The organism is Pseudarthrobacter sp. NBSH8, assembly GCF_014217545.1.
Lineage (GTDB): Bacteria > Actinomycetota > Actinomycetes > Actinomycetales > Micrococcaceae > Arthrobacter.
In genome coordinates this window covers 2,900,798-2,913,711 of the sequence record NZ_CP043178.1, presented here as the reverse complement: position 1 = coordinate 2,913,711, position 12,914 = coordinate 2,900,798, and the positions used below count along the sequence as shown (strand labels likewise).

13 protein-coding genes are annotated in these 12,914 nt (G+C 63.3%); 6 read left to right on the top strand and 7 right to left on the bottom strand.

All coding sequences use genetic code 11. The features are described from left to right. Positions 1–617 precede the first annotated feature (617 nt). From FYJ92_RS19130 to FYJ92_RS19125, 3 genes are all read left to right on the top strand, one after another. On the top strand, positions 618–926 hold the full coding sequence (locus tag FYJ92_RS19130) for an oligopeptide/dipeptide ABC transporter ATP-binding protein (RefSeq protein ID WP_370525976.1): 309 nt from the start codon (positions 618–620) through the stop codon (positions 924–926). A 74-nt stretch (positions 927–1,000) separates the two neighbouring features. Then, the gene (locus FYJ92_RS13350; RefSeq protein WP_255482076.1) at positions 1,001–2,362 is read left to right on the top strand and encodes an aminopeptidase C; all 1,362 of its coding nucleotides are present in this window, start codon (positions 1,001–1,003) and stop codon (positions 2,360–2,362) included. A gap of 322 nt (positions 2,363–2,684) precedes the next feature. Then, positions 2,685–2,807, top strand: coding sequence for a hypothetical protein (locus FYJ92_RS19125; RefSeq protein ID WP_255482075.1), 123 nt, complete (start codon positions 2,685–2,687; stop codon positions 2,805–2,807). A gap of 110 nt (positions 2,808–2,917) precedes the next feature. On the opposite strand, the gene FYJ92_RS13345 is transcribed toward FYJ92_RS19125, so the two are convergent. Together FYJ92_RS13345 and FYJ92_RS13340 are read right to left on the bottom strand one after the other, a co-directional pair. Then, positions 2,918–3,598, bottom strand: coding sequence for a haloacid dehalogenase type II (locus tag FYJ92_RS13345; RefSeq protein ID WP_185261145.1), 681 nt, complete (start codon positions 3,596–3,598; stop codon positions 2,918–2,920). A gap of 127 nt (positions 3,599–3,725) precedes the next feature. Beyond that, positions 3,726–4,115: a heavy metal-responsive transcriptional regulator gene (locus tag FYJ92_RS13340; protein ID WP_185263803.1), complete on the bottom strand. Its 390-nt coding sequence runs from the start codon at positions 4,113–4,115 to the stop codon at positions 3,726–3,728. A gap of 276 nt (positions 4,116–4,391) precedes the next feature. On the opposite strand from FYJ92_RS13340, the gene merA reads away from it, so the two are divergent. Together merA and FYJ92_RS13330 are read left to right on the top strand one after the other, a co-directional pair. Beyond that, the gene (merA, locus tag FYJ92_RS13335) at positions 4,392–5,834 is read left to right on the top strand and encodes a mercury(II) reductase (protein ID WP_185261144.1); all 1,443 of its coding nucleotides are present in this window, start codon (positions 4,392–4,394) and stop codon (positions 5,832–5,834) included. Positions 5,835–5,939: 105 nt separating this feature from the next. Continuing rightward, entirely contained in the window at positions 5,940–7,535 is a 1,596-nt protein-coding gene (locus FYJ92_RS13330; protein ID WP_185261143.1) for an ABC-F family ATP-binding cassette domain-containing protein, read from the top strand. A 37-nt stretch (positions 7,536–7,572) separates the two neighbouring features. On the opposite strand, the gene corA is transcribed toward FYJ92_RS13330, so the two are convergent. The 3 genes from corA to FYJ92_RS13315 are packed head-to-tail and all read right to left on the bottom strand — an operon-like array spanning position 7,573 to position 9,541. Further along, positions 7,573–8,568 (bottom strand): magnesium/cobalt transporter CorA, encoded by a 996-nt coding sequence (gene corA / locus FYJ92_RS13325; RefSeq protein ID WP_185261142.1) that lies wholly within the window; start codon positions 8,566–8,568, stop codon positions 7,573–7,575. Position 8,569: 1 nt separating this feature from the next. Next, positions 8,570–8,995: a DUF1761 domain-containing protein gene (locus FYJ92_RS13320; protein WP_185261141.1), complete on the bottom strand. Its 426-nt coding sequence runs from the start codon at positions 8,993–8,995 to the stop codon at positions 8,570–8,572. 9 nt (positions 8,996–9,004) lie between these two features. After that, complete coding sequence (locus FYJ92_RS13315) at positions 9,005–9,541, bottom strand: Lrp/AsnC family transcriptional regulator (protein WP_185261140.1); 537 nt, start codon at positions 9,539–9,541, stop codon at positions 9,005–9,007. Between the two features lie 168 nt (positions 9,542–9,709). On the opposite strand from FYJ92_RS13315, the gene FYJ92_RS13310 reads away from it, so the two are divergent. Further along, a complete protein-coding gene (locus FYJ92_RS13310) occupies positions 9,710–10,951 on the top strand; it encodes an MFS transporter (RefSeq protein ID WP_185261139.1) in 1,242 nt (413 codons plus the stop codon). Here FYJ92_RS13310 and FYJ92_RS13305 read toward each other — a convergent pair. Both FYJ92_RS13305 and FYJ92_RS13300 read right to left on the bottom strand, forming a co-directional pair. Next, complete coding sequence (locus FYJ92_RS13305) at positions 10,948–11,451, bottom strand: Lrp/AsnC family transcriptional regulator (protein WP_185261138.1); 504 nt, start codon at positions 11,449–11,451, stop codon at positions 10,948–10,950. The genes FYJ92_RS13310 and FYJ92_RS13305 overlap by 4 nt on opposite strands. Positions 11,452–11,571: 120 nt before the next feature. Continuing rightward, a complete protein-coding gene (locus FYJ92_RS13300; RefSeq protein WP_185261137.1) occupies positions 11,572–12,858 on the bottom strand; it encodes an MFS transporter in 1,287 nt (428 codons plus the stop codon). Positions 12,859–12,914 lie beyond the last annotated feature (56 nt).

Below are 12,914 nucleotides of genomic sequence, written 5' to 3'. Positions count from 1 at the left end.
GGCTGCAGCTAAAGCGTGTCTCCCGATAGGCGTGGCTGGATAGTACCCATGGAGCGCGCCTTGCCCGGTAGTGACAGCGAGATGCTTCCTGGCTCGGACCGCAGATGCCAGTCCGGATGACCGCGGGATGGAAATTACCTTGGCAATAAGCCGCAGGCACAAGCAAAACAGTGAATTGCGACACGAAAGGCAGCTCCATGGGAGACCATGCAGATTGGACGGATTTGGCCGGCCGGTAGGTCCAGGTTCGGAAAGCCGGCCGAACCATTCGGACCGGGTATGTCAAGGACGCAGCCGTTACAGCGGACGCTCTCTGGCTGGAAGCCTACGGCCCCGAACCTCGAACCCTGTATGAAAAAGCGCAGGGATATACCGTCCTACCTATCCGACCCAGCGAGGTGAGCCAGTCATGAACATGCAGCATGTTCAACCCATCGAAATCAATGTCCCCGACAGGGCATCCATGGACCGCTGTATCACTGCGGCAGTCGACCGAATGATCGAGGGCGCCAGGGGGCAAAGGACGTATTGGCATTGCCCGTGGTATTGCACTGAGCCCGCAGCTGTTCATCTGCGACGAACCGGTCTCAGCCCTGGATGCGTAGGTGCGAGCCCAAATGGTAAACCTGCTTGATAACCTGCTTCGTACCTATGCCGATGTGTATGAGCGGACCGGCCAGCCTTACACGAGAGCGTTGATGTCTGCCGCACCGGAGCTTAGAAAGAATGATGGCACGGACCGTGAACGGATCGTATTGCAGGGGGATCCGCCCTCGCCGATCGATCCGCCACCCGGATGTCGATTCCATACCCGTTGCCCCATGGCCCAAGCCATTTGTGCCCCCGAAGAACAGGAACTCATCCAAATTTGCGATACCCACGTTTCACGTTGCCACTTCGCACAGCAGGTCTCAACGGGCAGCTGAGACGGGAGGTGCCACCCCACCCATTACTTTCTATAAATTCGATATCAACTGTGGAAGATTATAAGGATTCAACTGTGACTAATAGTGCTATTACCACCACGGACACCAAAGACGCGTCACTCACTACCGAGCAACTGATGACACTGAACGAAGCATTCGCCGCCGACCCGGTTCTGAAACGCACCCAAAACGCTATTTCGCGGGTCAGTGTCGATGATCTCGCAATTGACCGCCACCTTGCGACAGTGCTCTCAACTACTGTCTCTCACCGAATTGACGACTGGAAGGTAACCAACCAGAAGAAGTCCGGGCGTTGTTGGCTCTTCGCGGCGTTGAACCTGCTGCGCGTCGAAGCCAAGACGGCACTAAACATCAAGGAATTCGAATTTTCTCAAAACTACCCCACCTATTTTGACAAGTTAGAGCGAGCAAACTACTTCTTGCAATCCATTCAGGAGACGGCTGATCGCCCCGACGACGATCGCCTCGTGTCTTACCTGCTGCAAACCGTAATGGGCGACGGCGGCCAATGGGACATGGCCGTGAACATCTTTAAAAAGTACGGTGCCGTACCGAAGTCCGCCATGCCCGAGACCGAGTCCTCCTCCAACACGGGCCGCATGAACGCCGTGCTGTGTTCAGTCCTTCGCCGCGGAGCGCAGGAGCTACGCCGCCTCAGCTGCGCTGGCGACAGCGAAAGACAGGACCGAGCCAAGGCACTGATTATCGCAGACGTCCACCGAATCCTGACCCTTCACCTAGGCACGCCACCAACGCTTATTGACTGGGAATACACGGATGATAAAAAAGTATTCCACCGCGAGGGCATGCTGACGCCGCAGGATTTTCTGGCGAAATACACCACGCTCAACCTCGAGGACTACGTCTGCTTGGTCGACGACCCTCGACCGGAGCATCCAAAAGGAAGCACACTGACCGTCGAGCACCTAGGCAACGTGATTGGGGCTGCGCCAGTACTTTACCTAAACGTCGAGATTGGCTTAGCCAAGCGCTTGGCCATGGAAGCCATCGTGGGCGGAGAACCGGTATGGTTCGGTTGCGACGTTGGACCCCAGATGGTGCGCAAAGATGGGTTATGGGATGCACGCCTCTTCGACTATGAGGGACTTTACGGCGCCAAATTGACCATGGATAAAGAGTCTCGTCTCCGATTTGGCGACTCGGCGATGACCCACGCCATGCTCTTGACGGGGGTTGACGTGTTCGAAGGCCAGACGCGCCGGTGGCGGGTGGAAAACAGTTGGGGTGACGAGAACGGCGACCAGGGTTTCTTCACCATGGCTGACAATTGGTTCGACGAGTATGTTTTCGAGGTCGTAGTCAACAAGTGGCGCCTTGATCCCCAACTGCGCCGGGCTCTGGACGCTGAGCCCGTTATTCTGCCGGCCTGGGATCCCATGGGCGCCCTAGCGTAGTCAACAGGAACGGAGGATGGCGGCGTCTCTTAGCATGTCCATGACTACCTAACACCAGTGCTGCTAATCCCAGGGCTCCTGACGGTGCTCCTGCAAATCGTTTAGCCGATGGTGATACCGGCGGGTTCGAGGGCAGTGGCGGGCAAAGGGCCTGCGCGTCCTTGCTCAGACCGGCGATGGCGTCGACCAAAGCTTTCGACCTCGGGTTCGTGGGCGCCAGCCAACTGGTGTAGGAGCTGGTGATGGCGTCACTGCCGTACCAGTGCATTGCCTCGGTCGAGGGGTCGGTGAAGATGAGGTAGCCCTTCGGGCGGGCCGCCAGATGGGCAATCTGCTCAACATCCATGCCGGGATGGCCCACTCACCGGCCGTGATCGCAACCTACTTCAACCATTGCGCCGGAACCGAACTGGACCTGCCCGCCGTCCCGGAACTGACCGCCTGAAACACCGGGAAGGTGAAAGGGAGTATCGGCCCCCTTCCACCCGGTCCGCGGTTCCCGGTTCAAACCAGCAGGCGGCGGCCGGCCCCGGTCCGGGCGGGGCACGGTCCCCGTCAGTGCGCTGCTTCGAGGACTGCGGGAAGTTCGGTCAAAGCTGTGACGACGAATGTAGGGGCCTCAAAGTATCCCGGGTAGCTGCCCCCGGTCCTGTTCAGCCATGCTGTACGCAGCCCGGCACGGGCGGCGCCGTGAATGTCCCAGGGATGCACGGCGACCAGCAGCATGCCGGCCGGGTCGGTCCCGGAAGCGTCGGCGGCATATTCGTAGGAGGCCCGGGCCGGCTTCCAGGCGGCCGCGTCTTCGACCGAAAGCAGTGACTCAAACGCGTCGCGGATCCCGGCTCCGCTGAACAGCTTCCCGGCGATCTGGGCGGAGCCGTTGCTGAGTGTGATTAGTCGGAGTCCTGCAGCGGCGAGGGCCTTGATCCCCTCGGGGACATCCGGGTGTACACCAAGGCCGGCCATGCCGCCCATGACATGGTCGACCGCCGCCTCGAGAGGGCGGTTAAGCTCCACCCCGGTCAGAAGTCCCCGGAGTGCGTCGGCCCCGATGGCGGCGAACGATCCGTTGTCTCCGCTGGCCGTCAGTGCGAAGCCGTCACGCAGCAGCGTGGCGAACCAGAGTTTGGCCAGTTCAGCCGGAGCCCCGACCTCGCTGAAGCGTTCCCTCAGGGGTGACATATCTGACAGGGTTTCGTTGACGTCAAAGACAATGACTGAGATGGCGGTGGTCATGGGTTCTCCTTGTGGTCGCGTTTACGGCTCCGGTGCAAGTCTGCCGCCTTCCCTGAATGACAGGGAACCACTGGCGGTGCCAACCGGGCAATCCAGCAGCGTGAACTGGCACGGCCCTTGGCGCTCGTTAGAGATAGCTGCAGATGCGTTCGGGGTCGCAGGCGGCTGCGTCCCCTGCGGCCGCGGCGTCATGAAATTCGGCGACGGTCGCCCGCAGTGCCGTGAGTTCTGCGATCCGGGCGTCGAGGTCCCGGAGTTGTTTGGCCAGCGTGTCCCGTACGTGTATGCAGGGGGCCTGGCCGGTGTCTCGGACGGCGAGGATGTCTCCGATCTGGGCCAGGGTCAGCCCGGCGGTGCGGCCGCGGCGGATGAATTCCAACCTTCCGACCGTTTCCTGGGGGTAGTCGCGGTATCCGTTCGGTGCCCTGTCAGCGGCCGGCAGCAGGCCCCGGTCCTCGTAAAACCGCAGTGTCTTGGACGTCAAGCCGGCAGCTGTGGCGGTTTCGCCAATACGCATCATGAACCTCTTGTCCCGGGGATTTCCCTCTTGACCTTCCAGATTAGTGGAAGGTCAAGAACGGATAAAGGAACCTTTGGTTCCCGGCTTGGGACAGGCATCACCCACCCTCTTCGGCGGCGGTGAGCAGGGTGGTGGCTCAAAGGTTCGGGGCCGGTACGGGTCTGGCTCTTGACCTTCCCCCATAGTGGAAGGTGCAGACTGGGGGAAGACCCCTATACGAGGCACCGTCGAGGGCTTGTGGGACGGCGATACCGTACGACTTTGGAGGATTTCATGTCTGAACCAACACCTGATTTCGACCTTGCCATCATCGGCTCCGGCGGCGGAGCGTTCGCGGCCGCGATCCGGGCGACCAGCCTGGGCAAACGCGTCCTGATGATCGAGCGTTCCACCGTCGGCGGGACGTGCGTGAACACCGGCTGCGTTCCCTCCAAGGCGCTCCTAGCGGCGGCCGAGGCCAGGCATGTCGCGTTGGACGCGTCCGGCCGGTTCCCCGGCATCAACACCACTGCCGGGGAAGTGGACATGGCCGGGCTGATCGGCGGGAAGCGTTCCCTGGTGGAGACAATGCGGTCGGATAAATACGTCGACCTGATCACGGATTACGGCTGGGAGTTGCGCCAAGGCAATGCAGTGTTCGCCGGCACCCAGAACGATCCGTTCCTGGAAATCGCAGGAAGCGACGGGACCCGGGAATCCGTAAGGGCCTTGCACTATCTGGTTGCCACCGGGTCCGCCCCGTGGGCACCCCCCATCGATGGGCTGGCGGACACAGGTTACCTGACCTCCACCACTGCCATGGAACTCGAGGAGGTCCCCGAGTCCCTGCTCGTCATCGGCGGCGGGTACGTGGCCCTGGAGCAAGCCCAGCTCTTCGCCCGGCTCGGGTCCAAGGTCACCATGGTGGTCCGCTCCCGTCTGGCCTCGGCCGAGGAGCCCGAGGCCTCACGTGCCCTGATGGGTGTCTTCGCGGACGAAGGGATCCGTGTTGTCCGTCGGGCGGCCGTGTCCTCCGTGCGCCCGGACCCGGCCAGCGGCGGGATCGTCGCGACCGCGGCCGTCTCCGGCGGGCAGGAGGAAATCCGGGCCGCCAAACTGCTCGTCGCCACGGGCCGCCGCCCGGTCACGGACGGCCTGAACCTGGCCGCCGTCGGCGTCAGGACCGGGAACAGCGGCGAGATCCTGGTCAACAGCCAGCTGGCCAGCTCCAATGCACGGATTTGGGCCGCCGGAGACGTGACCGGGCACCGAGAATACGTCTACGTCGCAGCCTCCCACGGATCCCTGGTGGCGGAGAACGCCTTCAACAACGCCGGCCGCGAGGTCGACTACCGGCACCTGCCCCGGGTCACCTTCACCAGCCCAGCCCTGGCCGCAGTCGGGATGACGGACAAGGAAGCCAACGAGGCCGGCATCCGGTGCGAATGCCGGGTCCTGCCCCTGGAATACGTCCCCCGGGCCCTGGTGAACAGGGACACCCGCGGCTTCATCAAGATCGTCGCCGACGCCGACACCGGACGCATCGTGGGAATCACCGCCGTCGCGAAGGACGCAGGGGACCTGGCTGCGGCCGGGGTCTACATCTTGGAAGCCGGGATGACCGTGGACCAGGTTGCGAACCTATGGAGCCCCTACCTGACCATGGCCGAAGGAATCAAGATCGCCGCCCAGTCCTACAAAACGGACGTCTCCAAACTCTCCTGCTGCGCCTTCTGACCCACCTACCCACCACGCGGATGAAGACCTCCATGCTGGTTTCGAATAGGCTTGCAGGACCCCCACCGCTTCCACGCTTTATCATGACTGGATTGGACACCATCAATGAGTTTGATCCGGCTGAACGACGTCAACGTCAGCTTTGACAAAACCCAGGTTCTCCGCGAAGCCTTTTTCAAACTTGAAGCGGGGGACAGGGTTGGCCTGATCGGCAAGAACGGCTCGGGCAAGTCCACTATCCTGAAGCTGATCCAAGGCCAGGTGGCTCCAGATTCCGGGACCGTCGCCGTCGAGCTCGGAACCAAGGCCGCCTACTTCTCCCAGTTCTCAGAGCTGAACGGCGAATCCACTATTGCGGAGGTCCTGGACGGGCTCTTCGCCCACGTGAAAGAGATCGAAGCCGAGCTGGCCGGCATCGATGCGGCCATCGCCGCCGATTCCTCGGACGCAGCACGGCTGGATGAACTCATCCACCGCCAGTCCGAACTCTTTGAGGCGATGGACCGGCTGGATGGCTGGGACTATCAGCGCAGCATCGACAAAGTACTCACCACCCTCGGCTTCAGCGACCACCACCGCACCTGCGCCATCGACGAGCTCTCCGGCGGCTGGCGGAACCGGGCCGCACTGGCAAAGATCCTGCTGGAAGCCCCGGACGTCCTCCTGCTTGATGAACCCACCAACTACCTTGACGTGGCCGGCGTCGAATGGCTTGAAGGCTGGTTCCGGACTTTCAAGGGCGCTGCGATCATCGTCTCGCACGACCGGAAGTTCCTGGACTCCGTGGTCACCCGGATTATCGAGGTGGAGAACTTCCACCTCCACGAATACCCGGGCAATTTCGCCGAATACGTCGTTGCCAAGCAGTTCAAACTCAAGAGCCTGGAGAGCCAGTTCGTCCACGAGTCCGAGCTGCTCGCCTTCGAAGCCGAAGGTATTTCGGACCGGCGGGAAGCCGCCAATGGGGCTGGCAAGGGACTCGCAAACCAGCTGGCCAGGATCAAGAAGTCCCGTGCGCCCCGGCCCGTAGACCAGATCATCACGGAGATCTACGGCGGTCTGTACGTCAAGGACGTCCTGTGCCGGGTGGAATCCCTGAGCAAGGCATATGGCGGCAGAACGCTGTTCAGCGGCCTCACTTTCGAGATCGGGCGCGGTAACCGGATCGCCGTCATCGGGTCCAACGGAAGCGGCAAGACCACGTTACTCCGGGCACTCACCGGCGAAGAGCCGGCCGATTCGGGCAGCGTGGCCTGGGCCAAGGGTGCCGGAATGGTCTCCTACAACCAGGTGCTGGAAGAACTGGACGACGACGACACGGTCAGTCATGCGGTCAACGCCATGCCTGACAGCCTGGCCCTGACTGCGACGAAGAAGTCGGTGAACAGGTTCCTTGCTATGTTCCAGTTCTCCGAAGCTGACCTCAAGCAAAAGATCGGCAACCTCTCAGGCGGCCAACGCGCCCGTGTGGCTATGGCCCAGTGCCTGCTCTCGGGTGCTTCGGTCCTGCTGCTGGATGAGCCCACCAACCACCTGGACCTCTCCAGCACCCAGGTCATGGAGCGTGCCCTGCTGCATTTCCCTGGTGCAGTGGTGGTGGTCAGCCACGACCGTTTCTTTACGGACAAGATTGCCAACCGGCGTCTGGTATTCAGCGCTGAAGCCTCGGGCCACGGGAGTGTGGACCTGCAGGTGGCCTGACTCCCCGCGCCGTCTGAGGCCCGCGCCGACCGAGGCTCTACAGCCAGCCTTTCCTCTTGAAAATGGCGTACATCAGGCCTGCGGTGCCGGCCATCAGCACGATGGACATAGGATAGCCCAGGGTCCAGTGGAGTTCGGGCATGTGGTCGAAGTTCATGCCGTAGACGCCGGCCACGAAGGAAGGTGCGAAGAAGATCGCCGCCCACGAGGAGATCTTCTTGACCTGTTCGTTCTGTTCGGCGCTGGCCTCGTTCTGCCGGTTGGCGGTCAGCGTTCCGTCCAGCGTGAGGGCGTTCTGCAGCAGGTCGCGAAATGAATCCGCGCGGGAGATGACCCGCGCCACATGGTCCTCGACGTCCCGCAGGCTGTGCTGCAGTTCGGAATCCACGCCGTACTTTTCAAAGCCCCGTTTGAGTTGCTGCATCATGTCCGGCAGGGGGTGGATGGCGCGCTGGAACTGGATGACTTCGCGGGCCAGTTCATAGATGCGGCGGGAGACGGTGGTGTCCCCGCTGAAGAGTTGGTCCTCGATCTCGTCAATGTCGTTTTCCAGCCCGGCCACCACCGGTGCGTAGTCGTCCACCACCAGGTCCAGCAGCGCGTAGAGTACGGCTTCGGGGCCGTGCCGGAGCAGGTCGGGGCGGCTCTCCAGACGCCGCCTGACCCGGGCAACGCCGGCCATTTCGGCATGGCGGATGGTGACCACGAAATTCCGGCCGGTGAAGATGTGGAGTTCGCCGAACTCCACGGTCTCGGTGGCATCCAGGTACCGCGCCGGGCGGAGCACCGTGAAGAGGTTGTCCTCGTAGCGTTCAAGCTTGGGCCGCTGGTGCGCCGAAATGGCATCCTCCACGGCCAGGGCATGCAGCCCGAATTCGGTGGCCACGGCCGTCATTTCCGCCGCCGTGGGCCGGTACAGCCCGATCCACGCCATGCCTCCGTGCTCTGAGAGGGTTTCGAAGGTCTGTTCCAGGCTCTGCGGCTCTGCGCTGCGGACGCCGTCCACGTAGACGGCATTGTCGATGATGGTCACGTCAGGGCATGGTCCCGATGATGGCGCCGGCCACCGTCATGGCGAGCAGATCGTGTCCGGAATCGATCAGCGTGACAGCGGTCGGGCGGCCTGCGAACCCGTTATGGATGACATGCCCGCCGGCGCGGAACACCAGCGCGAGTACCAGGGCGAACCCGCCGCCTGCCATGGCGCTGTCCAGGCCCAGCTTGCTGATCAGGACCGCCAGCAGGATGGCAGTCAGGCCGGCCGCAACCGTCATGGGAACCCAGATCCCCGCGCCGCCGCTGATGTTCTTCAGGTCATCTTCAGTCTTTCCGATGGCGGCCATCCACCGCTTGCCCAGCACGGCCGGCATGTACCAGATAAAGCCGATCGCCATGCTCGAGATGAAGGCCAGTGCCACGGCGAGCCAGTTGATCTGTGAAATATGTGAAAGCCACTCCATGCTCGAATCCTAACTGCCATCTGGGGAGCCGCCGCCGCGCTCGGACAATTGCTTCGGCCGTGTTGGGGTGCCGGGCACGGCCTGTGCGAGGCGGCTGATCAGGGGTTCGGTCCGGTACGGAATATGCGTGTGGAGCGCCAGGACTGTTTCGGTCCGGATGACGCCCTTGACGCGAAGAATCTGGCGGAGGGCTGACTGCAGATTATGCGTATCGGTGGCCACTACCCGGCACCAGACATCACCCCGACCCGAGATCTCATGGACCTCCAGAACCTGGGGGAGCAGCCGGAGGGCGCCCACAACTCCGTCCAGTTCCCGGTGCGTCACCTCGATCGTGACGAAAGCGACGACGTCGTACCCTACCGCCTCGAGGTCGATCTCGCGGCCGCCATCGTGCAGCACCCCGGCGCGGAGCAGGCGCCGCACGCGCGACTGTGCCGTGTTGCGCGCAATGCCCAGCATCTCGGCCAACTCGCCGATCTGGACGCGTGGATCGCGGATGAGTTCCAGCAGGATCTTCAGGTCAGTGGGATCAAGGGTAGGCAAACTGTCACTTTCAGTTACTGGAGACACCAGAAATTGCGTATTTTGCGCAATTGTTTCACTAGCAAGGAACCAATCAGTCAACAGTCAAGCATTCTTTAGGTATCAATTTCCACCCGGGGCGGCTTCCCACAAGGACCTCCTGCCCCGGTCGACGCCAAGGCAGCAGCAATGACAGTCTTTAATGAACTCCGTATGCGTCCGGCCACCGCCGGGCGTCAGGGCTGGGATGCATCCACCACCGCACGGCTGGTGATGGCCGGTGCCGTCATCTTCACCCTGCTGGTCGGTGCGAATCTGGCCACGCCCCTGTATCCGCTGCTCCAGGCAAACCTTGGCCTCTCGGCACTTGGGGTCACGGCGGCCTTTGCCAGCTATGTGCTGGCGCTGGTGGCCACGCTGATGCTGGCAGGCCACTGGTCGGACCACATCGGCCGGCGGGCGGCGCTCATCCTGGCTGTTTTCGCCGGACTGGCGGGCAGTTGGGTCTTCTCGCAGGCCGGAAACCTGGTGGCGCTTTCGGCCGGACGGGCCCTTCAAGGGGTGGCCGTTGCCCTGGCCACCGGTGCCAGTGCCGCCGCGCTGCGGGAATTGCTCCCGTCCCGGCCGGAGTGGGCCACGCGCTTCACCCTGCTGGCGACGGCGGGTGGAGTGGCGGCCGGTCCGGTCATCGGTGGCCTGCTGTCGCTGCTGCCGGGGCCCACCACCGCCCCGTACTATGTTCACTCGCTGGTCCTGGCGGCAATGCTGGTGCCGCTCTACCTGCTTCAGGCCCGGCCGGCCATCAAGCCTCCGGCTGGCCGGCGCCCCGTCATGGTCCTGGCTCCCCGCCGGCCCGCGGTATCCACTGAAGCGCGGGGCGCGTTTTGGCTCGCGGCCGCCGTCGGGTTCCTCAGCTTCTCGGTCTTTGGATTCTGCCTGTCGCTGGCCCCGGCCTATTTCGCTCCGATCCTTCACACGGATTCACGTCCGTTGATCGGCGCCCTGGCCGGGATGACGCTCGCCGCCTCAGCGCTGAGCCAGGTGCTGTCCGTGCGCGGCCGCTTTGTGGTGCCCGCCGGGCTGGCGGTCCTTGGAGGCTCGGTGTTGCTCCTTGCCGCAGCAGCGGCCTGGAGCAGTCCTCTGTTGCTGGCCGCGGCCAGCGTCCTGGCTGGTCTGGGGCAGGGAGTCGCCTTCCGCACGGTCTTCAACGATGTGGCCGCGAAGGTGGAATCGTCACAGCATGCCCAGGTCATCAGCACGGTCTATGTCATCACGTACCTGGGCAGTGCCGTGCCGGTCATCGGGCTGGGTTGGGCCACTGCGGTGTTCGGGCTGCCGACGGCGGTCGGGGGCTTCGTGGTGCTCTGCAGCGCCGCCGCACTGGCGCTGTCCGCGGTCACGTTTCGGAAAGCGCTGCAGCGCGGAGCCTAATCCGGCAGCGGACCGTGGTTTCCCTGGATGTGCTCAAAGACGAGGGTGGTCTCGGTGTGGCCCACCACAGGATCGGTGGCCAGGTTGTCGAGGACCCAGTCCCGCAGGTCCTCGGTGCTGGCGACGGCGATGTGCAGCAGGTAGTCCACGGAGCCTGACGTGTGGAAGGTGGAGAGAACCGCGGGCAGGTGCGGAACGCGGGCTGTGAAGCGGTCGATCTGGTCCCGGTCGTGGGCCCGCAACCGGACGGCTACGAGTGCCTGGACGGACCTGCCGATGGCCGAGAGGCTGAGTGTCGCCTCAAATCCCTGGACGATGCCACGTTCGGACAACGCGCGGGTCCGCATGAGCGCGGTGGACGGGGCGATTCCCACGAGTTCAGCCAACTGCTTGTTGGAGATCCGTGCATCGTCCACCAAGGCGGCGAGAAGCCGTTCATCAATGGCATCCAGCGGCTCAAAGTGGCTGGCCGGCCGGATGTTTTTTGGGTTGCTGCTCATGGAATCTCCTTGAATGTCCGTCCATTCATCCTAGACGGCGGATTCCTGCTACTCACCCTGGGACGCATCCTTCCTTCCGAATATTCGCCAGACGAAGCCGTCATTTGTTGGCCGATAGTTCTACGGCTGCGCGGCTTTCGTTCGGTCTCGTGTGCAGGGCGGTGCCGTTTCGTGGGTTCGCCGGGGATGTACGACGGCGACTGTCACCGCCGTGATGCAGGCGAGGACCATGATTGCCGCTGCAAGCGCCGTCCAGCCCAGTGACTGGAACACCAGTCCACCCGCCCAGCCGATGACGCTCGAGCCCAGGTAATAGGCCAGGTTGTAGAGCGACGATGCCTGGGCACGGCCGGTGGTGGCGATGCTTCCGGTCCAGCCTGCACCGATGCTGTGGGCCGCGAAGAAGCCGCCGGTGAAGATCACCAGACCGGCAAGGATCAGGGCGAGCACCGGCGTCAGCGTCAGTGCCAGCCCAACCACCATCAGGACGATGCCCGCAAGCAGCACATCCCTGCGGCCAAGCCTCGCCGTCAGCCCGCCGGCCCAGCGGGATGAAAACGTTCCCGAAAGGTAGGCCAGGAAGATCAGGCTAATGAGGGTTGCCGGCATCGTGAAGGGCTCAGCGGACAGGCGGAAGCCAAGGTAGTTGTAGACGGCTACAAACCCGCCCATCATGAGGAAGGCCTGGATGTAGAGCGCCAGCAGCCGGGGATTGCGCACATGTCCGCCGAGCGTAGCCATGGCACCCCGGATCCCGGAGGCTTTGGCGGCTGTGAATCCCTTGGCCGGCGGTACCAGAACCAGGAAGAGCACTGCGGCCACTGTTGCCAGCAGGGAAACGGCCAGGGCGGCTGTGCGCCAGCCCCAGAGCTCACCGGCCGGCCCTGCCACCAGCCGGCCGGCCAGTCCGCCCAGCGTTGTGCCGGCAACATAGCTGCCTGCGGCCATGGCCGCATGGGCCCTGTTCACTTCCTCGTTCAGGTAGGCGATGGCGATGGCCGGGATCCCGCCCAGCGCCATTCCTTCAAGCAGCCGCAAAGCAAGCAGCGCGCCGAACGTGGGGGCGAGGGGTACCAGCAGGCCCAGGACGGTGGCAGCGGAGATGCCCCAGGCCATGGCCTTGACCCGGCCGATCCTGTCCGCGAGGAAGGACCAGGGAATGACGGTGATGGCCAGGCCCACAGTGGCCAGCGATATGGTCAACGCCGCCTCTGCCGCGGTCACTTTCAGGTCTGCGGCCAGGAGCGGCAACACTGCCTGGGTGGAGTAGAGCTGGGCGAACGTGGCCACGCCCGCGAAGGCCAGGCCGGCCAGGATCTTGCTGTAGGCAGCGGAGCCCTTGGGATGTCCGGCCCAGCCACCCTGCGGTGGAGCGAATGTTCCCGGGGCTGCGGCATTTTGTGGCATAGCCCAAGGGTAGGCTTCCGCAATGTATGCTTCCAATGCATCTTTTGGCCGCAATT